This window comes from Limosilactobacillus portuensis (genome assembly GCF_014838735.1).
GTDB lineage: Bacteria > Bacillota > Bacilli > Lactobacillales > Lactobacillaceae > Limosilactobacillus > Limosilactobacillus portuensis.
In genome coordinates this window covers 41845-61613 of sequence record NZ_JABUXQ010000014.1, presented here as the reverse complement: position 1 = coordinate 61613, position 19769 = coordinate 41845, and the positions used below count along the sequence as shown (strand labels likewise).

Here is a 19769-nt window from a genome sequence, read left to right as displayed (position 1 = left end):
CGTCCTTCATTATGAAGCGTTTCAATGACAACGCGGTTCTGGAATGATAAAATAGTGGTGCCCATTAAGGTCCTTCTTTCTAATGGAATGTTGTGGTAACACCATTAAAGACCTTGATGGGCTTTTCTGTCTACTTAAATGTTCAACTTAAATTTTACAATCTGCCACTTATAAAATTGATATGGCTTTTTGTTTGGTAAAATGACAGAGATCGTCTATTATAAAAATATGAAAATAATTATTTTTATATTTTTATAAACTTAAAAGCGCTTTTAAGAGATCGCTATTCTGGAAGGAGAACAAGTAATGAGTGAAGATATGAATTATAAATCACTATTTATTGGTGATAAATCAGAAAATGGCTCAGTCTATATGGATGAATTAAAACGATTAGTCACTAACCATTTAGGCTGGCGGAAAGATTATATTCCTTCAGATATTCCAGCAATTACTGACAGTGATCAAACTAAGAAAGAATATCAAGATTCGTTGCGTCGTCAACATGAAGTGTTAACTGAACTTGATCAACGGTTACGTCCAGGTACTATTCCTTGGATGTCAGCTGGTCGTTATTGGGGTCAAATGAACTCTGATACATTGATGCCAGCCATGCTAGCATATTGCTATGCTATGTTGTGGAACAGTAATAACGTTGCTTTGGAATCATCAGTTGCCACTTCAAAGATGGAATCGGAAGTTGGAGAAGACTTTGCTAAGCTATTTGATTATAAAGATGGCTGGGGTCACATTACTCATGATGGTTCGATGGCTAATCTTGAGGGATTATGGTATGCTCGACAATTTAAGTCAATGCCATTAGCCTTTAAGGAAGTTGTTCCTGATAAAGTTAAAGGCTTAAGCGATTGGGAACTCCTTAATATGTCAGTTGAAAAGGTCCTTAAGATCTTAGCAACACTTACTCCAGATGAAATTAATGCTGTTAAGGCTCATTCATCACGAAGCGGTAAGAATATTCAAAAACTAGGAAAGTTCATTGTCCCATATACTAAACACTATTCTTGGCTCAAAGCTCTTGATATTTCTGGTGTTGGTCTTGACCAAATGATTCAAATTCCAGTAAAGAGCGATTTTCGGATGAACATTGATATTCTAGAAGAGACAATTAAGAAGTTAGCTGCCGAAAGGACCCCAATTCTCGGAGTAGTTGCCGTTGTCGGAACTACTGAAGAAGGTCAAGTTGATGAAGTTGATCGGATCGTTAAATTCCGTAAAGAAATGGAGAAGCAAGGTGTCTACTTCTATCTTCACGTCGATGCTGCTTACGGTGGCTATGGTCGTGCACTGTTTAAGGACGAAAATGGCAATTTTGTTGAATACGATCAATTAGCTGACATGCTTAAAAAGCACCACGTCTTCAACTACCCAGTTCGTATCTCTGAGCATGTATATCGTGGTTTCAAAGCAATCAAGGATGCTGAATCAGTAACTATTGACCCTCACAAGATGGGGTACGTTCCATATTCAGCTGGTGGAATTGCTATTAAGTATCAAAGCATGCGAAATGTTATTTCTTACTTTGCACCATATGTTTTCGAAAAGAAAACTGCTGAAGCTCCAGACATGCTTGGCTCTTATATTATTGGTGGGTCAAAGTCTGGTGCTACTGCTGCCGCTGTTTGGGCTGCTCACCGGACATTACCACTTAACGTAACTGGCTATGGTCGTTTAATTGGTTCTTCTATTGAAACTGCTCAACGCTTCCGTGACTTCCTTAAGAAGTTAAAGTTTAATGTTAAGGGTAAGGAAGTCGATGTATATCCTCTTGATAACCCAGACTTTAATATGGTTGATTGGGTTCTGAAGATTAATGGTGAAACTAGCTTAAAGAAGACAAATGAATTGAACGAAAAGATGTTTAACTTCTCATCAATTTATGATAGTCATGTTTATTCTAATCGCTTCATAACATCCCATACTATTTTTAGAAAAGATACGTATGGAGATTCACCAGTTCCATTTATTAAGCGGATTGGCTTTTCTGAAGACGAGTGGAATAAAGTTGGCGCAGTAACATTGTTGCGGGCTGCTATTATGACACCTTACTTAAATGATACTAAACTCTTCGACTTCTACTCAAAAGGTATCGCTAAGTCAATGGAAAAGAAGCTAAATGAAATTCTTTAATTATTAGAGGGGAGTTTATCGTATGAAAAGTAAAACGTCAAAGGTTAGCCTCATAACTTTTATTGGGATGACGGTTGCTTTGGCGGCAAGTATTCGTAATATCCCTGATGTAGCTGGTTCTGGATGGACTATGTTCTTCTACATGGGAGTAGCTAGCTTACTATTTGCCTTACCAATTTGCCTGATTGCAGGTGAATTTGGTAGTGCCTTCCCTGAAAAAGGGGGACCAGAATTATGGGTTAGTAACTCTTTAGGAGGAAGTTATGGCTTTGCCACTTCTTGGTTACTGTGGGTTCAAATGTTCCCAGGGATGGTTATGGTTGCCTCAGCTTTGCCACCGCTTTTAGCAACTGCAATTAACCGAGAAAGTTTGGGTAATAATAATATCTTTACATTAATTGTTATCTTAGTTGTGTATTGGATTATTACCTTTCTTAATATGAAGTTTGATATGGCGAAGATTACTGGACAAATAGGTGCTTGGGCTGGAATTTATATCCCACTGGTTATAATGACTGTTTTGGGAATTTGGGCAGTTATTAAATCAGGAATTCACCCTTCATCAATTTTGGGTAATTTCTCAGCTGGTAAATTATTACCAGATCCTACAGACATGAAATCACTTGCCTTCTTCTCACCAATTATCTTTATTTATACGGGAATTGAAATGTCTTCTGTTTATATTACACGGATTAAGAAGGTATCTTACTACCCAATTGGTGTTTTGGTTACACTAGTCTTTATGTTTGCTCTTAATATCGTTAACGGGTTCCTCGAAGCTGCTGTTGTTTCATCAAGTAAAATTGATCTTAATAACATTGTTCAACCGGTTATCGTATATGATAAAATTTTAGGCTTGCCGTCATGGATCGCTAATGTATTTAGTATTTTAGTCTTCATTGGTGTTAGTGTTCAGCTATCGGCATGGGCATCAGGTCCAGGTAAGACCATTATTTCAAGTGCTCAGAAGGGATTATATCCTCCTAAGTTTAAGTTCTGGAAGACAGATCGTTTTGGTGATTCACATACTATTCTGATTACTCAAGCATCAATTATTTCTTTCTTTGCACTTGTTTATTTACTAATTCCAGGTATTAATTCGGCATTCTTGGAATTAGTTAATGCTACCACTGTTCTTTATTGTGCTGTTTATATCTTTATGGCAATCGGGTTCATTAAATTACGGATTAAACAGCCAAATTTGAAACGGCCATTTAAGGTCGGTAATACTTTTGTAGCATGGTTAATTGCACTGATCTTAATTGCTACCATTATTATTGCCCTAGTTGCAACGTTCGCTGTAGGGACGCTGAAGGACTTTATCATTGTTGCAATTATTAGTGCAGTATTAATCCTTCTACCATTCTGGTTTGCAAGGATTCGAAAGGATTCATGGACTCCAGAAGTTAAGAAATTAATGGCAGAAAATGATCAGATAAGTAAAAAAGCAGAAAAGTAATTAAAAGTTCTGGTTAATTCTTCTAACAGCAAATGATGATGTTCCTGATTGAAAAGGCTTTGGATGGTGCTAATTTATACCAAATTAGTAATCATTACAAAGTCTTTTTGATTTTTATTGTATTACTGAACCAATATGTGATATTATTTTCTTTGGAGTCATTATGGCGGTATTGGTGAAGTTTGGTTAACACACCGGTTTGTGGGTCCGGCACGCGTGGGTTCGAATCCCACATACCGCCCTGACCTAAAAAGAACTCAGGAGAAGGTTTCTTCTCTTGAGTTCTTTTTTTGTTTTAATTCCTACTTTGAATTCTTGTAATCGGCTTGATCAGCCATTGAGAAAGTTGGTGACGAAACGTCTTGGTGATTAGCCACCAGCCACTTGCCAGTAAGAAGCCGCCAATGACATCGCTTGTAAAATGGTCACGGAGATAAACCCGAGTAACCATAATTATAATAATCCAGAGGAAGAATATTAAGGTTACCCCAATTCTTGCTCCTTGAAAGTGAAGGTAAGGAAGAATCACGGCAAGTAGAGTAAAAACAAAGATTGCTGTAGCGAAAGTGTGCCCACTAGGAAAACTATAGCCGTTAGCCGGGAAAAGCTTATTACTTGGACGAGCACGGAGAACGTTATACTTAGTCAAAATAACTAGTGAATAACCAATAAATTGAAGAAGTACATACCATAAGCTCTCGTTGAACCTGTCTTGCCACCAGAGGTAGAGAGCAAGGAAAATGGTAAGAACTTGAATGATGATTGGATCTCCAAAGTATGTTAGGGCAATCATGATTTGCGTTTTTAAATGGTAGGTGGGCTGGGTTAACTGATAACCAAAACGATCCACTTGATTAATCCAGTGTGCATTCTGGATAACACCAGCTAGAAATATCCCAAATAGTAACCAACAGACGATCCCACTGATTAATGTTAACGTTTTTTTCTTCATTACTTTCTCCTTAGAACAATGCTGTGATATTTAAGCCAGTTAATAGGAGGACAAGGGCATATTCAATAATTGTTTGCCAAGTAGGACTAGCATGGTTTCCCATTAACTTTTGATCACTCGTGATGGCAACAAGTGGGAACAGGGTAAAAGGGAGTGCAATGCTGAGAACTATTTGGGCATAGATGATTAATTGCTCAAATTGCTGCTCGTTAAAGCGGATTAGACAACCGATGATAACGATCGGGATTAGGGTTACAAAACGGGTAAGCAAGCGGCGTTTCCATAACGGGAGACGGATGTTGATGTACCCCTCCATAACGATTTGACCAGCTAAAGTGCTGGTGATTGACGAGATCAGCCCCGTAATAAGGAGAGCAAAGCCAAATAGCCAACTCATAACGGGACTAGATAGTGGACCAACAATATGGGGATTTTTCAGTCCATAGAAGACATCTGCCAAACTATTTAATGCTGCAGTGTGGAAGAAGAGGGTCCCACCAAGAATGAGAAGGAGCGCATTAACAATTAGGGCGGCAATCAGGTGGATGACTGAATCACAATTAGCAAATTTAAGTGTCTCAGTAACTTGTGCCGGGTCATGTTCATCGTAACGTCGACTTTGTGCTAAGGCCGAATGAAGGTAAATGTTATGGGGCATAATTGTTGCTCCGATGATACCGAGGCTCATAAGTAATTCCGAATGGTTAGTGATAATCCTTGATTGCGGAATAATGCCATTGAAGATTGCAAGCCAACTCGGGTGTGCTCGACAAACTTCAATTGTAAAGATCGTGCCGACGACAAGAATCGTTGTCAGGACAATGAATTCAACCCGGCGAATACCAAACCGTAAAAAAACAAGAACAATCAGGACGTCCGCAACGGTTAGGAAGATACCGACAATTAACGGAAGGTGGAAAAGGAGGTAGAGGGCAATCGAAGTTCCAACTACTCCGGTTAAGTCTGTTGCCATCATGGCAAGTTCATTTAGTAACCATAAACCAATCCGTACCGGTTTAGGGACCCGTTGAGCGATTGCTTGAGCTAAATCAGTCCTTGTAACAACACCGAGGCGAATTGAGAGTGACTGCATGATCATGGCAACGATGATTGACACGAAGAGGACACTTAGTAACGTGTAGCCATACTGTCCGCCACCAGCCAGTGAAGTTAGCCAATTACCTGGATCCATATAACCAACGGCAACTAGGGCACCCGGACCGCTATACGCAAGGAATTTTTGCCAAAATGCTGATTCGTAGACGGTAGGGACGTTGACGCTTCCGTTGATTTCATCTAAACTTTTCTTCTTCATTAACTTAGTCGCTCCTTAGCGAGATCAGCGATAAACTCAGCAAAGCGGGAGTCATCGTTGAGGGATGAGACAACATCAAGGGTATTGCCGCCACTTTCACGGAATGTTTGATAGTTTTGGACTGAATTTTCTTCGATCGTCTCTAAGCAGTCGGTAACAAATGATGGAGCAACGATTAAGATATTCCGCTTACCAAGTTGAACTAATTGGAGCAGGCGATTTTTTAAATAAGGCTTTAACCATGGCATTGGGCCAAATTTAGATTGGTAAGCCATTTCAATCTGGTTTTCGGGAATAGTAAGCCGCTTTTTTAGTTCAATTGTAGTTCGTTCAGTTTCATCCTGATATGGATCGCCGTGTTTAACCATTGAAACGGGAATACCATGATAAGAAATAATCAACATGTCGTAATTCCCGTTGTCCCAAGCTTCTTGAATGTGCTGACTAAGAACAGTGAGGTATCGTGGATCGTCAGCGAAACGATCAATAATTGGTAAAGTTGGATCAACAGCTTGGACCTGCTCAATAATGGACTGGGTTGTACTCTTAGTGAAATGGGGAAAGAGAGAAAGAACAATAATGTGTTTACATTCCTGTTTCATTTGCTGAAGAGTATCACTGATACTGGGCTTGCCGTAAGTCATTGCCATTTTAACCGACCACTCAGGAAGTATTTGTTGAACTTTTGCCGTTAGCTTTTTAGTATTAACAATTAATGGCGAACCATTTTTTAACCAGCAATCACGGTAAAATGTTGCGGAACGCCATGATCGCGTTGGTAAGATAATGCCATTTAAGAGCGGCTTCCAAAGCGCCGGTGGCATTTCCACAACGTTGCGATCCCCGAGAAACTGACGAAGATATTCCTTAACAGCAGGTGTTGTTGGTTCAGCAGGTGAACCAAGGTTAACAAGTAATAGGCCATAGTCTTTCATGCATCTAGCACTCCTTGAAGTAAGTTAGTAAGTTAATTGTACAACAAAACTAATCTGGCGCGTTTGGGAATAATTTCCGGTTCCTAATGAATAAAGCCAAATAGTTCTTTACAAGGATTAAGGGAAATGTTATACTACAACAGTTGATTAAATATGACTCTGCCTAAGACTCAGGTGGCGAAAGCCTTAATTATATAGCCTGCCGAGGAAGAAATTAAGTTCCTTCTCTATGTCTGCGGTCATAGGGATTTTTTTATAAATCCAGTCAAACTACATTGTAGGAGGTGAAAATTCATGAGTGAAGCAGCTATTGCTAAAAAGGCTGAAGTTGTTAAGCAAACTGTTGAATTACTTAACAATGCCGAATCAGCTATCGTTGTTGACTACCGTGGTTTAACTGTTGCTGAAGTTACTGATTTACGTAAGCAACTTCGTGACGCCGGTGTTAAGATGTCAGTTATCAAGAACAAGATTCTTGACCGTGCCGTTGAAGGTACTGACTACGAAGATCTTAAGAGCACTTTTGTTGGCCCAACTGCTGTTGCCTTCTCTGACGAAGACCCAATTGCTCCAGTAAAGATCTTGAAGAACTTTGCCGATGACCACGACGCTCTTGAAATCAAGGGTGGTTTCATCGAAAAGAAAGTTAAGACTCTCAATGAAATTAACGAATACGCTACTATGCCTAGTCGTGAAGATCTGTTGTCAATGCTTGCATCTGCATTGCAAGACCCAATGCGGAAGATTGCTCGTGCAGTCAAGGCCGTTGCCGACAAGGAAGACGAAGCCGCATAATTGTCGTATTACCATATATTATCAAATCAAAATTAATTACCTAAATATTGGAGGAATATAATCATGGCTTTTGATAAGGATGCTATCATTGCTTCATTAAAGGAAGCATCAATTTCTGACCTTAACGATCTTGTTAAGGCTATCGAAGAAGAATTCGACGTTTCTGCTGCTGCTCCAGTTGCAGCTGCAGGTGCTGCTGGTGGCGCTGCTGCTGCTAAGGACAGCTTCACTGTTGAATTGACTGAACCAGGTGCTGCTAAGGTTAAGGTTATCAAGGCTGTTAAGGACATCACTGGTGTTGGCCTTAAGGATGCTAAGGACCTTGTTGACGGTGCTCCTTCAGCAATCAAGGAAGACGTTAAGGAAGACGAAGCTAACGACATCAAGGAAAAGCTTGAAGCCGCTGGTGCTACTGTTACCCTTAAGTAGTCTAACTTCAAATAAACAAAAAGAGAGGTTGAACAATTATGTTCAACCTCTCTTTTTGTTTAAAAATGTCGTCTTATAAGACAAATATCCCAAAATGAGTTTGCTATCTCTATTATCCTTTTATAAAATAAAAGTAGGTTCTATGTAACCGCTAACATACACTATAGGGAGGAGATAGTATGTTATTTCAAATTTATGGTAGCCAATCAGGTTGGCAATTATTCGGTTGGGTATTAGTATTTGCTTGTTTGATTATCACAAATGAAATAGCACGGCGTAGTAGAGCTGGTGGCCTGTTTTTCTTCGTTGTCTTACCGATTGCATTGACGATTTACTTCACAGCAATTTATATTGGTGCTGCTCAAGGACAGGCATGGGCATTGCATAACCAGACCTATATCCATATGAATAGCTGGTTTCACTATGCGAAGCTATACGCTGCGACATTTGGCTGTATTGGTTTTATGATCCTTAAGTATCATTGGGGTAAATTAGGAAAAGCATACTGGTTTAAGTGCTTCCCGTTTGTAATTGTTGCAATTAATATTTTTATCGCTGTGGGAAGCGACTTTGAATCAGCTATTCGGGGAATGAACGCGTTACAAACTACCGGAAGTCAGTGGTGGCTTTCTTCTGAGGGTGTTTGGCTTTACGGTGGCTGGTGGAACGTCCTTAATGGTATTGCCGGGATTATTAATGTTTTTTGTATGACTGGTTGGTGGGGAATTTATTCCTCAAAGAACGAGGACGACATGCTGTGGCCTGATATGATTTGGCTATTTATTCTGGCATATGACGTTTGGAACTTTGAGTATACTTATAGTAATCTTCCGACCCATTCATGGTACTGTGGTGTTGCTCTTTTGCTTGCACCAACGTTTGCGGCCGCAATTTGGAACAAGGGTGGCTGGATTCAAAACCGGGCAAATACGCTAGCAATCTGGTGTATGTTTGCTCAAGTCATTCCAGAATTTCAGGATAGTGGCAGATTTTCAGTTTTACCTGTTCTGTACAAGAACGGCGTAATGAATCCGGCAGTTCATCCAGGAGCTGCTGATCCGACGATGATGGGGGTAATTGCGATCCTATCGCTTGCAATTAACGTTGTGGTCTTTGCCATTATTTGGAAACGGGCTACTAGTATGGGAATCAACCCTTACACCCATGAAGTCTTTGTTGGAACTAAAGATTATGAAGAAGCGATGGCTCGGGCACAAAAGTAGTGATTACTACTTATTTAAGCTCAAGAAAAGGGACGCAACCAGGGAAAATTTCCTCGTTACGTCCTTTTTAGTGAACAAATCAGCTAATCGCCGTGCCATCAATTAAACTAGTTTGCCGGGTGAGTGTGGTGAGTAGTAACAATCCGGTAGCCAAAGTAGAATTGAATAGCGGCAAGAACGATGTTGATCCAATTCAAGGCAACGAACCAGCCATTTAGCATGCTGGCATCGTGGGTTACTCCATAGTAAACCCAGAATCCAATGAAGACAGCACAGACATTAATCCAAGCAAATGTCTTTTGAAGGGTTTGGTTGTCGAGTTGGAACCACATCCAAATAACGTTAACAACGAACCAAATAGCTAAAATCCAAAAAATTGTGTTAAACATAATGCATCTCTCCTTTACAATTCATGCGAATGAAACAAGACTAGCAGTTACATGTTAAACAAGAACAAAATTTTAGCCAATACCGGTTAGTGAAGGGAATAGGTGAATACTAATTAAATGCCTTTATTTAATAAGAGCCAACCTTAGAAAATAATTGCTGATATTTAATTAGTAAGTCAACGTGGGTAGTACGGATTCCTTTGCAGTTAACGATATAGGTAGATCTTCAGAAGTTCTGCCAATAATCACCTCACTTATTACTACCCCCTTTAAGTTATATTAACAGGAAAAATGCTGCAAATCCAATGATAAGTAAATAATAAAAATAATAAATCCTGTCAATGAAAGTTATAATTTCACCGACAGGATTTAGTTTAGTTCTGTTCTTTCTTCTTTAGTAGTTCAGTGATTTCTTTCAGGTACTGAACTTCTTCGCTTGGCTCAGCAGGCGCTTCATCTTTCTTTATGCGAAAACGATTAATTGCTTTGACCATCAGGAAAACCACAAAGGAGATGATCAGAAAATTAATGACTGCATTGAGAAAGCTCCCATACTTAAATTGAGCTTCACCAACTGTCCAGGTAAGGTTTGAGAGATCAATCTTACCGATAAAGATACCGAGTAATGGATTAATAAGGTTATCTACTAATGATTTTACGATCGATGTAAACGCAGCACCGACAATAATGCCGACTGCCATATCGACAACGTTTCCGCGCGCAATAAAGTCCTTAAATTCTTTTATCATATGGGCCTCCTTCTTATTAACTACTTATTAGGTAAGTTATATTTTATCAAACAAGATTATCGTGCATCTGATAATCAGTGATGAATTTAATCAAATTTAAAAATATTCATTATTATATTTACATCCAATATTATATCTTATATAATATTGGATGTATTAAGGAGGAAGAATAAATGAAGATTCAAATAACAGCTGAACTCCTTGATGGACTGGTTTTAGCGATTCTGAAACAAGACGATTATTACGGCTATGCATTAACGCAAAAGGTGAAAAATGTGATTGATGTTTCAGAGTCGACAATGTATCCGGTCCTTCGCCGTTTAAAAAAGAATGGCGATTTGACAACTTATGATAAGCCATTTCAAGGGAGAAACCGACGTTATTACCACATAACAGAAATTGGTGAACAAAGATTACAGGAAATCTTACGAATATGGGAAGGGTATAAGCAAAACTTGGATCAGATTTTTTATCAGAAGGGTGGAGAAAAATAATGGATGCTCGCCAAAAGTATATTTCAGAATTGAAAAGCTTTTTAGCGCCATTAACTGCTGAAGAAAGAACGGACGCGTTAGATTTTTATAATGAATATATTGAGGATGCTGGTTATGATAATTACCAGCAAATTATTAAGGAACTGGGAAATCCACGACAACTAAGTCACAAGATTCTAGCTGATTACTCAATTAAGGCTAATAATGAGGAAATTAAGAACAGTCATACAGCATCACCTCGTTCCAACTGGCGGGTCTTTTGGTTAGTAGTTATTGCAATTATTACATCACCAATTACGTTTGTGTTGAGTCTGGGAGCGTTAATCGTTCTTATTTGTGCCCTGGCAGCTGTCTTTGGGGTTAGTGTGGGAATATTAGGATCCCTAGTTGGCTTGATTTTTGGTAGTGGGTTAATGATCTATTCAGGAATTGGAGTTCTTGCTGCTGCTCCAATGACGGGAATCCTCTATGCCGGAATTGGGGTAACAATGATTGGTGTCTTACTCTTATGTATCCCCGTAGGATATTGGATTATTCGCTGGTTAGCACAGGCAATTGCTAATTTAGCTAAGTATATTTACCAAAAATTACTTCAAAGGAAGGCTGAGAAGCATGAAAAAAACATTTAAGATCGGTCTAGGAATACTGGTTATTGGGATTGTTTTAATGGTAGTTGGCTTTGCTGGTCACGGAATGAAAAATGTTAGTTTTAAGGGAGCTACCCCAGTAATTGAGAAACAAGTTACTAAAAAATTAAGTACGGCTAAATTTAATAGAGTTAATCTTACTAGCTCAAGTGCTAACGTTTTAATCAAGACAGGTTCAAAATTCTCAATTAGTTACCCGGGAAGTAATGCACGACTTCCTAAGGTTACGGTAACTAATCAGTCTGCAACCATTCATCAAGGTGAGGCTTATGGGACATTCTTTTCCTACAATAATGGTGACGATACCATTATTATTACAGTACCTAAGGGAACTAAATTAGCCGGGAAACTTGATGTTGCTGATGGCGATTTGAGTATTACGAATGTTGATTTGGAGAACATGGATGTTAACGTTGCTGATGGTAACGTTGTTTATAACAATCTCACTGTAACTGGAGGAAAGACAACTCTTGGTGACGGTGATTTCACCAGTAATAGAGTCATCTTTAAGGGGCACTATACGGTGAAAACTGATGACGGGGACAATAAGGTGATTGCTTCGCATGCCGATGGTTTTATTCTCCATACTGATGATGGGGATAATAAACTCGATGGGGTTGACCATGGAGCTGAAGATCTTCAGCAAAATGAATCAGCAGCGAACCTTCTTCGCTTGGAGGCAAATGACGGTGATAATTCGGTAATTAATATTAAAGCGGTCCAATAAGTAAAAATGGTCCTTAGTATTAGGAAATTCTTAGTACTAAGGACTTTTTGTATTTATTTTATTCAAACGATCACTTGAGGTGAGTTCCTCATTCATTATGAATTGCTCTGAGAATGCAAAGGGGGGGCTTAACTATGCCTTTTTTAAGGAATGACAGTAATTAAGAAGGAGCGTTGCAACTTGCTCTTGGATGCTTGTCCTTGGCCCATAGGGATAGGAGAGATAAATCCTTCTATGAAAGCCATTCTTCCCAATTCTATGTAATGAAATCTTTTCAAGGTTAGTTGTACAGTTCCAGGATAACTCAGGAACAAAGCATGAAGCATAGCCCTGAGCTACTAAATTAATCATGAGATTACGATCGCCTGTTCGCAAGACAACTTGAGGATCTATTCTTTGTGCAGAAAGAAATCGTTGGATAAAGTCGGCAAATGGTGACTCGTTCATTTCAATTAGGGGTAGTTGGTTAATTTTTTCCAATTGAAATGTTGACTGTGAATTTTCCTTACTCGTCGCCAAAAAGACTTCTTCGGATAGTAACAATTCGTTATGTTGCTCGGGGACCGGTAGAGGCACAAGCTGAAAATCATAATGCCGAGGATCGTTGTCGATCTTACTTTGGATAAATTGGAGGTTAATTTGGGGATATTTGTGATGAATGATTTTGAGAAATGAAACCAGTAAGGGAGTAGTTTCACACATCTTAATAGTGATCTTTTTATTGTTAAGTGAGTGAATTGCCTTTACATTTTCCTTTGCTAACCGTAGTTGATTGAATGACCGATTAACTACCGTAAAGAAATAATTACCTTGAGCGGTTAAGATTAACTTTTTCCCTTGACGAATAAATAGCGAAACGCCCAATTCGTTCTCTAATTCCCGAATACTGCGACTAATAGATGGTTGAGCAACATGTAATTTAGTTGCTGCCTTTGTCATATTCATTGTTTTGACGACTTCGGTAAAGTATTTTAATTGCGTTAAGTTCATCTTTGTTACCTCTTTCATAGCAATTTTGTTATTAACTACATAAAAAGTAATATTGGATTTTAAAAATAGATGAGAATATTCTAATTATATTATAATTTTGGAGGTGATGAAATGACGATTGATGACTATGTTAGGAAAAATCAGCAGCAGTTTATTAATCTATTAGCTAACTTTGTAAGTCAAAAAAGCCTTAGTCAAACAGGAGAAGGAATCCAAGCAACGATTAAATTCTTGAAAGAACTTTTAGAACAATTCATTCATGCGAAAGTTGAGATTATTGAAACGGCTGGTAATCCAATTATTATCGCAACCCTTTCTCCAGGGAAGGATAATGAATACTTGTTTTATGGGCATTATGATGTTCAGTTGCCAGGAAAATTGGCTGAATGGAAAGTAAAAGCCATTCAAATTAACTCAGCGTGACGGCCGTTTGTATGGTCGCGGTACTGGCGATAATAAGGGCCAATTAATGGCACAAATATGTGGCTTTTATGTTTATCAGCAATTATATGGGGAGTTACCTTTTACAGCCAAAATTCTCATTGAGGGTGAAGAGGAGATTGGGAGTCCGCACCTTCTTCAAACAGTTCGTACCTTGAAAGATCCATACTTAAATAACCTTTCAGCAGTTTTTGTAATGGATGGATCAATGAGCCAATCAGGAGACCATGTTTTACGATTAGGGAATCGGGGTGTCTTATCGTTTAGATTAGGAGTAAGGACTAACGGAAACGACCTGCATTCAGGGAATTTTGGAAATGTTAGTAAGAATGCGGCTGTTGAGCTTATGCGGGTTTTAAATAAGTTAATTAACCCACTAACTGGTCAATGTAGAATTAAGGAATTTTATAAAGAAGTGGCTGAGCCAAGCAGTCAAGAGCGAGAGTGGCTAAGTTCTCTGCCAAGTCCGTACAATATTCCAGCACCAATTTATAAGGATAAATTTGATTATTATTATCGGCTAATGTTTCAACCATCAATGACAATTAATGGTTTGAGTAGCGGTTATGAGGGTGACGGGGTAAAGACAATTATTCCTGGTAAAGCAACTGCAATTATTGACTGCCGCTTGGTTGCTAACCAGACATGTGATGAGGTAATTAAATTAATTAACAACACGCTTAAAGCGGAATTAAATGAAGAACGAATCCAAATTAAGTACTTGGTTAAACTTGATCCTGTAAAAATTGCAGCAAGCAACCCATTAATCCCTCGGCTGGTTTCGACAATTACAGAAGCTACCGGTAAAGCACTGATTGAGCCAGTAATGCCTGGCAGTGTTCCCAATTATATTTGGAAAGATATTGTCGGGATTCCGCCATTTACTATTCCATTGGCAAATTATGATCAGCATAACCATGCACCAAATGAGAATATAACAATTGATGCTTTTCTTGATGGAATAAAAATAATTACTTACCTCTGTCGAAATTTAAATTCTAAATAGTGGAAAGAAGGTTACCTTATGGATGAATCACAACAGTTAATGGGCCAGAATGAAAGGCCAAAGTCATATCGAACACTAGTATTGGTTTTCTTGGGATTTATTGTTTGCTTTATTGATCGTTCTGCAATGAATATTGCGCTTGCTTATGTTGGAAAAAGCTTTACGTTGGCTCCGGCTCAATTAGGAGTAGTCGGCTCTGCGTTTTTCTTTAGTTATTCATTAATGCAGGTTCCAGGTGGTTGGCTTGTTGACCGGTTTGGCACTAAATGGATGACGGTACTCTCGCTTTTGGCCTGGTCAGTATTTACTGTGATGACAGGATTTGCCTGGTCATTTACTTCGCTGATTATTATTAGGGTTCTGTTTGGAATTGGTGAAGGATCATATCCGTCAGCAGCAATGAAACAGGTTCGCTTGGCATTCCCGGAAAATAAACGTGGCCAAGCATCCGCGGTTGCTATTTCATCTAATTATATTGGGAACGCACTAGCACCGTTTATTGTGGCTCCCTTGATTGCCCTGTTAAGTTGGCGTGGCGCGTTTCATGTTGTTGGAGTGTTAGGCTTTGTTTATTTGGCGTTCTATTACTTCTTCGAACGACCATTAAATCGCGAAATTCCAGATTATGATACAGGAGATCAAAAGGTTAAAGGAAAGTTTGACTGGCGAGTATTAAGCTTTTCGGTAGTTGTGTTTGGCTTTAGCGTGATTACAAAGGGATTAGATACTTGGATGCCTACTTATCTTCTTCAAGCACGCCATATTAATCTAAAAGGAATTGCTTGGTTAGTTCCCCTTCCTTCCATTACGGCAGGGATTGGATCATTTATTGCCGGATTCATCATGGTTAAGTTCTTTACCGGTCATGAGAAGTGGTTAATTTCTCTTTCAGCGTTAGTGACTATGGTATTCATGTATGGAATGTTCCATTCATTGAGCTTGACCGGAGTGATTACCTTTGAAGTATTGGCCTACTTTACTAAATCAATTGGTTTCGCTGCCTCCTATGCGTTTGTGGCACAATTAGTTGCAAAAACAAATTACGGGGCATCAATTGGGGTAGTTAATTTTGGTGGACAACTTGCGGGCTTCTTAGCACCAATTTTAATTGGCCTTGTTATCCAAGGTACTCATAGCTATACTGCAGCCTTCTTGGTATTAACGTTCTTTGCATTACTGGCATTTGTTGCTTCATTAACTATCCATGGTAAAAAGGCAAACTAGTAGGGAGAAAGTGATGAGATGAAAATTGAAAAAGCACGATTATTTAAAATTGATTTACCCTTAAGGAACGCTTTTGAAGTTAGCTTCGGCGTAATTAAGTATAAGCGCACGATTATCTTAGAGTTGACGGATCAGGATGGCAATTGTGGATATTCAGAGTGTTCAGCTTTTGATGTTCCGTTTTATAATGAAGAATTTCGCTCAGGAGCATGGGACCTATTAAAAGAACAATTATTGCCCAAAGTTGTTGGCCATGACATTAATCATCCAGATGATATTTATCAACTATTTAGTCATATTCGGCGAAATAATATGAGTAAGGCATGTGTAAATTGCGCACTCTGGGATTTATATTCTAAACGGCTTCAGCTGCCGTTAGCAAAAGCGCTGGGCGGAGACAAACAAAAAGTTGAGGTTGGGGTTAGTATTGGTGTTCAATCCTCACCGGAGAAATTAGTTGAAACAGTTCGTGGCTATCTCGATGATGGCTATCGGCGAATAAAAATGAAAATAAAACCGGGAGCCGATTATCAGTTCATTAAAGCTGTCCGAAACGAGTTCCCAGAAGCAATGCTCATGGCTGATGCCAATTCGGCATACCGCTTAAAAGATCTACCAATGTTACAACGGCTTGACGAATTAGGGTTAATCATGATTGAACAGCCGTTGGAGCCGGGCGATTTAGTTGATCATGCACAACTTCAATCCAAATTAAAGACAGCAATTTGTCTGGATGAAAGTATTCTTTCTTTGGCTGATACTAAGAAAATGATTCAATTAGGTAGTGGTCGTATTATTAATATTAAAGTTGCTCGGGTTGGTGGACTAGGAGCAGCAAAACAAATTCAGGAATATGCAAGTAAGCATGGTATTCAATGTTGGTGTGGCGGAATGTTAGATTCTGGAGTGGCAAGGGCGGAAAATGTTGCAATTGCTACTCTTCAAGGATATACACTTCCTAATGATATTGCTGCCTCAACTCGTTATTATAATCAAGATATTATCAAACCAGTAGTTGAGCTAGATGGAACTTACGTCAATGTTTCTCATCGCCCCGGGCTAGGCTACGAAATTGATTGGGACAATATGAGAAAATTTTGTAAAGCGGAACTGGTATTAAAGTAAGGAATTTAAGTAGCAAAAAAGAAGACCGAGAAAACTCGATCTTCTTTTTGAATTTAATCAGTTGATTAGTCGTTTTCTACACCAGTACCTTCGTAGCAACGTTCAAGGAGTTCCTTAAGCTGGCTAACGAGTGGTTCAACTGGGTTAGTAGTTGTACATTGATCTTCATAGGCAAGAACGGCAAGCTTATCAACAACTTTGTCAAAGTCTTCCCGGCTAACACCATTATCTTTAAGGCTTAACTTAACACCACACTTGTGAGCAAGTTCAATTACTTTCTTGGCGTATGCTTCAGCTAATTCTTCATCAGAGTTTCCTTGAAGGCCGATGAAACGAGCAATGTCAGCATAATCCTTAGTTGCGTGGTAAGTCTCGTAGTGAGGCCAGAGAGCAAGCTTTTGTGGTCGCTTAGCGTTGAACCGGATAACTTGTGGAAGGGCGATTGCAATCAACAAACCGTGAGGAAGGCCAAATGCTCCACCCATCTTGTGGGCAAGAGAGTGGTTAATTCCAAGGAATGCTTGACCGAATGCCATCCCAGCCATGGTTGAGAAGTCGTGCATCTTTCGCCGAGCAAGCTTGTCACCCTTTACAGAGTTAGGAAGGTATTCCATAACCCCTTTGATGGTTTGAAGTGACCAACCACGAGTATAATCAGTTGCCATTACTGAAACATATGATTCAGTAGCGTGACAAAGGACGTCCAAACCCGTGTAAGCAGTGGTCTTGGGAGGAACAGTTTCAACGAATTGTGAATCGACAATCGCAATGTTTGGAGTTAATGCGTAGTCAGCAAGTGGGTACTTAACGTGGGTCTTGGAATCAGTAATTACGGCAAACGGGGTAACTTCTGAACCAGTTCCTGAAGTAGTTGGAATCCCAATTAATTGTGACTTAGTAGGCTTCTTGATTTGGTAAGCACGCTTACGAATATCAAGGTACTTTTGCATAACACCGTACCAGGAAGTTTCTGGGTGCTCGTAGAACATCCACATTGCTTTGGCAGCGTCCATTGGTGAACCACCACCAAGAGCAATAATAGTGTCCGGCTTAAAGTCGTTCATCATGGCAACACCCTTTTCAACGGTGTTAGTTGATGGATCTTCTTCAACATCATCAAAAACTAAGAAAGCAGTTTCGTTTTGACGAAGACGTAATTCATCAATTACTCGTTGAACGTAACCACGCTTGCTCATTCCCGGACCAGTAACGATAAAAGCACGGTCGATGTTAGGAATGTCGCGCAATTCTTTTAGTGAGTTGCGTTGAAAATATACTTTTGGGGGAATCTTAACCCATTGACGGTTTTCACGACGCTTAGCAATAACCTTAATGTTTAACAGATCCCAGTCAGTAACGTTGTGTGATACTGAGTTACCACCGTATGAACCGGTACCAAGAGTAAGGGATGGGGTCATGTTGTTGTAGATGTTACCAATACCACCGATACCAGATGGTGAGTTAACGATGATCCGGGAAGCACGCATTTCAAGGCCGTACTTAGTAGCTAAATCATCATCAAGTGTATGGATAGCAGCAGTGTGTCCTTCACCACCGTAGTGAAGTAATTGACGACAAATATCAAAGGCGTTTTCGTGAGAAGTTGCCCGGTACATGGTCAGAACTGGAGAAAGCTTTTCAGCTGAAAGTGGATAATCGTCACCGACACCTTCGTATTCAGCAATAATTACCTTAGTGTGTTCAGGAACGTCTTTCAAACCACACATTTCAGCAATTGCGTTAGCAGAACGACCGGCAATTGGGCCACGTACTTGGTGCCGCTTAGTGTCAATAAATCCTTCAGTGAAGGTATCTAACTCATTTGGCTTAACGAAGTAACAATTCCACTTCTTGAATTCTTCTTTTACTTGGTCATAAATTTCGTCATCAACAACTACTGAGTTTTCAGTAGCACAAATCATACCGTTATCAAAGGTCTTGGATAAAGCAATGTCGTAAACGGAACGAGCAATGTTAGCAGTTTTTTCAATGTAAGCAGGACCGTTACCAGGACCAACACCTAATGCAGGATTACCTGAACTGTAAGCAGCCTTAACTAATGCAGGACCACCAGTTGCCAAAATAGTAGCAATATTAGGGTGACGGAGTAATGCATTAGTAGCTTCGAGACTACATTGTGGAATCCATTGAATCATGTCCTTAGGAGCACCGGCTTTTTCAGCAGCCTCCTGAAGAATCTTTGCAGTCTTAATTGATGACTTTAAAGCTTGAGGGTGGAAGGAGAAAATGATGGTGTTCCGTGTCTTAGCAGAAATAATGGATTTGAAAATTGTAGTTGAAGTTGGGTTAGTAACTGGAACAACACCGGCAATGATTCCCAGTGGATCGGCGATTGTAATTGTTTGATCTTCATCATCATCTTTGATAATACCAACAGTCTTATCGTGACGAATGTTATTCCAAATGTATTCACTGGCATAAATGTTTTTAATTGCCTTATCTTCAGCAACACCACGGCCAGTTTCGTTGGCAGCATCTACTGCTAAGTCCATGTGGTGTTCTTCGGCTGCCAATGCCATTGCTTGACAGATCTTATCAACTTGTTCTTGGCTGTAGTAACGTAATTTGTCAAAAGCCTTTTGACTACGTTCTACTAAGTCATTAATCATAGTTTGAGCTTCTTGTTCTTTATCAACAGTTGTTGTAGTTTCAAGATTTTTCTTATCTTTAGCCATGAGAATAAGCTCCTTTAATATTTTTAGT

At 39.4% G+C, this 19769-nt stretch carries 19 protein-coding genes, 1 tRNA gene, 1 pseudogene and 1 other annotated feature; of the genes and pseudogenes, 13 read left to right on the top strand and 8 right to left on the bottom strand.

From position 1 onward, the window contains the following. A pseudogene (locus HUK49_RS06080) lies at positions 1-65 on the bottom strand (helix-turn-helix domain-containing protein); the annotation flags it as partial. A 241-nt stretch (positions 66-306) separates the two neighbouring features. Here HUK49_RS06080 and tdc point away from each other — a divergent pair. The 3 genes from tdc (at position 307) to HUK49_RS06065 (ending at position 3845) form a co-directional block, all read left to right on the top strand. Beyond that, positions 307-2145 (top strand): tyrosine decarboxylase, encoded by a 1839-nt coding sequence (tdc, locus tag HUK49_RS06075; protein ID WP_191913037.1) that lies wholly within the window; start codon positions 307-309, stop codon positions 2143-2145. A 22-nt stretch (positions 2146-2167) separates the two neighbouring features. Continuing rightward, positions 2168-3604, top strand: a complete 1437-nt coding sequence (locus HUK49_RS06070; protein WP_191913036.1) for an amino acid permease — start codon at positions 2168-2170, stop codon at positions 3602-3604. A 166-nt stretch (positions 3605-3770) separates the two neighbouring features. After that, positions 3771-3845 (top strand) — tRNA-His (locus HUK49_RS06065). A gap of 54 nt (positions 3846-3899) precedes the next feature. On the opposite strand, the gene HUK49_RS06060 is transcribed toward HUK49_RS06065, so the two are convergent. The 3 genes from HUK49_RS06060 to hemH are packed head-to-tail and all read right to left on the bottom strand — an operon-like array spanning position 3900 to position 6806. Then, positions 3900-4556, bottom strand: coding sequence for a phosphatase PAP2 family protein (locus HUK49_RS06060; protein ID WP_191913035.1), 657 nt, complete (start codon positions 4554-4556; stop codon positions 3900-3902). 10 nt (positions 4557-4566) lie between these two features. After that, positions 4567-5871: an Nramp family divalent metal transporter gene (locus HUK49_RS06055; RefSeq protein WP_191913034.1), complete on the bottom strand. Its 1305-nt coding sequence runs from the start codon at positions 5869-5871 to the stop codon at positions 4567-4569. Beyond that, entirely contained in the window at positions 5871-6806 is a 936-nt protein-coding gene (gene hemH / locus HUK49_RS06050) for a ferrochelatase (RefSeq protein WP_191913033.1), read from the bottom strand. Before hemH ends, HUK49_RS06055 begins: the two co-directional genes overlap by 1 nt. Positions 6807-6950: 144 nt before the next feature. Beyond that, positions 6951-7069, top strand: a sequence feature (ribosomal protein L10 leader region). 31 nt (positions 7070-7100) lie between these two features. On the opposite strand from hemH, the gene rplJ reads away from it, so the two are divergent. From rplJ to HUK49_RS06035, 3 genes are all read left to right on the top strand, one after another. Beyond that, on the top strand, positions 7101-7601 hold the full coding sequence (gene rplJ / locus HUK49_RS06045) for a 50S ribosomal protein L10 (RefSeq protein ID WP_191913032.1): 501 nt from the start codon (positions 7101-7103) through the stop codon (positions 7599-7601). Between the two features lie 63 nt (positions 7602-7664). Beyond that, positions 7665-8030 carry a 50S ribosomal protein L7/L12 gene (rplL, locus tag HUK49_RS06040; protein WP_191911005.1) on the top strand — a complete coding sequence of 122 codons (366 nt, stop codon included), beginning with the start codon at positions 7665-7667 and terminating at the stop codon, positions 8028-8030. Between the two features lie 179 nt (positions 8031-8209). Continuing rightward, positions 8210-9253, top strand: a complete 1044-nt coding sequence (locus tag HUK49_RS06035) for a DUF5692 family protein (RefSeq protein ID WP_191913031.1) — start codon at positions 8210-8212, stop codon at positions 9251-9253. A 107-nt stretch (positions 9254-9360) separates the two neighbouring features. Here HUK49_RS06035 and HUK49_RS06030 read toward each other — a convergent pair whose 3' ends face one another. Together HUK49_RS06030 and mscL are read right to left on the bottom strand one after the other, a co-directional pair. After that, entirely contained in the window at positions 9361-9642 is a 282-nt protein-coding gene (locus tag HUK49_RS06030) for a hypothetical protein (protein WP_102168623.1), read from the bottom strand. Positions 9643-10016: 374 nt separating this feature from the next. Next, positions 10017-10391, bottom strand: coding sequence for a large-conductance mechanosensitive channel protein MscL (mscL, locus tag HUK49_RS06025; RefSeq protein WP_191913030.1), 375 nt, complete (start codon positions 10389-10391; stop codon positions 10017-10019). Between the two features lie 173 nt (positions 10392-10564). On the opposite strand from mscL, the gene HUK49_RS06020 reads away from it, so the two are divergent. The 3 genes from HUK49_RS06020 to HUK49_RS06010 are packed head-to-tail and all read left to right on the top strand — an operon-like array spanning position 10565 to position 12259. After that, positions 10565-10885 carry a PadR family transcriptional regulator gene (locus HUK49_RS06020; RefSeq protein ID WP_102168625.1) on the top strand — a complete coding sequence of 107 codons (321 nt, stop codon included), beginning with the start codon at positions 10565-10567 and terminating at the stop codon, positions 10883-10885. Next, positions 10885-11514 (top strand): DUF1700 domain-containing protein, encoded by a 630-nt coding sequence (locus HUK49_RS06015; protein ID WP_102168626.1) that lies wholly within the window; start codon positions 10885-10887, stop codon positions 11512-11514. The genes HUK49_RS06020 and HUK49_RS06015 overlap by 1 nt, the downstream gene beginning before the upstream one ends. Beyond that, entirely contained in the window at positions 11498-12259 is a 762-nt protein-coding gene (locus HUK49_RS06010) for a DUF4097 family beta strand repeat-containing protein (RefSeq protein ID WP_191913029.1), read from the top strand. Before HUK49_RS06015 ends, HUK49_RS06010 begins: the two co-directional genes overlap by 17 nt. A 132-nt stretch (positions 12260-12391) precedes the next feature. On the opposite strand, the gene HUK49_RS06005 is transcribed toward HUK49_RS06010, so the two are convergent. Continuing rightward, entirely contained in the window at positions 12392-13249 is an 858-nt protein-coding gene (locus tag HUK49_RS06005) for a LysR family transcriptional regulator (RefSeq protein WP_178696165.1), read from the bottom strand. Positions 13250-13360: 111 nt separating this feature from the next. Here HUK49_RS06005 and HUK49_RS06000 point away from each other — a divergent pair, with 111 nt between their 5' ends. Genes HUK49_RS06000 through menC form a run of 4 tightly spaced genes read left to right on the top strand, consistent with a single transcriptional unit; the run spans position 13361 to position 17045 of the window. Continuing rightward, positions 13361-13672, top strand: coding sequence for a hypothetical protein (locus HUK49_RS06000; RefSeq protein WP_191913028.1), 312 nt, complete (start codon positions 13361-13363; stop codon positions 13670-13672). A 7-nt stretch (positions 13673-13679) separates the two neighbouring features. After that, positions 13680-14696, top strand: coding sequence for a M20/M25/M40 family metallo-hydrolase (locus HUK49_RS05995; RefSeq protein ID WP_191913027.1), 1017 nt, complete (start codon positions 13680-13682; stop codon positions 14694-14696). 18 nt (positions 14697-14714) lie between these two features. Continuing rightward, positions 14715-15920, top strand: a complete 1206-nt coding sequence (locus HUK49_RS05990) for an MFS transporter (protein ID WP_191913026.1) — start codon at positions 14715-14717, stop codon at positions 15918-15920. Positions 15921-15938: 18 nt separating this feature from the next. Continuing rightward, entirely contained in the window at positions 15939-17045 is a 1107-nt protein-coding gene (gene menC, locus HUK49_RS05985; RefSeq protein WP_191913025.1) for an o-succinylbenzoate synthase, read from the top strand. 65 nt (positions 17046-17110) lie between these two features. Here the strand turns inward: menC and adhE are convergent, their stop codons facing one another. Beyond that, positions 17111-19741 (bottom strand): bifunctional acetaldehyde-CoA/alcohol dehydrogenase, encoded by a 2631-nt coding sequence (gene adhE / locus HUK49_RS05980; RefSeq protein ID WP_191913024.1) that lies wholly within the window; start codon positions 19739-19741, stop codon positions 17111-17113. Between the last annotated feature and the right edge of the window lie 28 nt (positions 19742-19769).

Excerpts from the sequence above, each read along its gene's own strand:
- HUK49_RS06055 (WP_191913034.1), bottom strand. The coding sequence starts at position 5,871 with ATGAAGAAGAAAAGTTTAGATGAAATCAACGGAAGCGTCAACGTCCCT.
- HUK49_RS05990 (WP_191913026.1), top strand. The coding sequence starts at position 14,715 with ATGGATGAATCACAACAGTTAATGGGCCAGAATGAAAGGCCAAAGTCA.
- adhE (WP_191913024.1), bottom strand. The coding sequence starts at position 19,741 with ATGGCTAAAGATAAGAAAAATCTTGAAACTACAACAACTGTTGATAAA.
- HUK49_RS06010 (WP_191913029.1), top strand. The coding sequence starts at position 11,498 with ATGAAAAAAACATTTAAGATCGGTCTAGGAATACTGGTTATTGGGATT.
- HUK49_RS06005 (WP_178696165.1), bottom strand. The coding sequence starts at position 13,249 with ATGAACTTAACGCAATTAAAATACTTTACCGAAGTCGTCAAAACAATG.
- HUK49_RS06035 (WP_191913031.1), top strand. The coding sequence starts at position 8,210 with ATGTTATTTCAAATTTATGGTAGCCAATCAGGTTGGCAATTATTCGGT.
- HUK49_RS06015 (WP_102168626.1), top strand. The coding sequence starts at position 10,885 with ATGGATGCTCGCCAAAAGTATATTTCAGAATTGAAAAGCTTTTTAGCG.
- HUK49_RS06000 (WP_191913028.1), top strand. The coding sequence starts at position 13,361 with ATGACGATTGATGACTATGTTAGGAAAAATCAGCAGCAGTTTATTAAT.
- HUK49_RS06030 (WP_102168623.1), bottom strand. The coding sequence starts at position 9,642 with ATGTTTAACACAATTTTTTGGATTTTAGCTATTTGGTTCGTTGTTAAC.
- HUK49_RS06020 (WP_102168625.1), top strand. The coding sequence starts at position 10,565 with ATGAAGATTCAAATAACAGCTGAACTCCTTGATGGACTGGTTTTAGCG.
- rplJ (WP_191913032.1), top strand. The coding sequence starts at position 7,101 with ATGAGTGAAGCAGCTATTGCTAAAAAGGCTGAAGTTGTTAAGCAAACT.
- hemH (WP_191913033.1), bottom strand. The coding sequence starts at position 6,806 with ATGAAAGACTATGGCCTATTACTTGTTAACCTTGGTTCACCTGCTGAA.
- menC (WP_191913025.1), top strand. The coding sequence starts at position 15,939 with ATGAAAATTGAAAAAGCACGATTATTTAAAATTGATTTACCCTTAAGG.
- mscL (WP_191913030.1), bottom strand. The coding sequence starts at position 10,391 with ATGATAAAAGAATTTAAGGACTTTATTGCGCGCGGAAACGTTGTCGAT.
- tdc (WP_191913037.1), top strand. The coding sequence starts at position 307 with ATGAGTGAAGATATGAATTATAAATCACTATTTATTGGTGATAAATCA.
- HUK49_RS06060 (WP_191913035.1), bottom strand. The coding sequence starts at position 4,556 with ATGAAGAAAAAAACGTTAACATTAATCAGTGGGATCGTCTGTTGGTTA.
- HUK49_RS06070 (WP_191913036.1), top strand. The coding sequence starts at position 2,168 with ATGAAAAGTAAAACGTCAAAGGTTAGCCTCATAACTTTTATTGGGATG.
- rplL (WP_191911005.1), top strand. The coding sequence starts at position 7,665 with ATGGCTTTTGATAAGGATGCTATCATTGCTTCATTAAAGGAAGCATCA.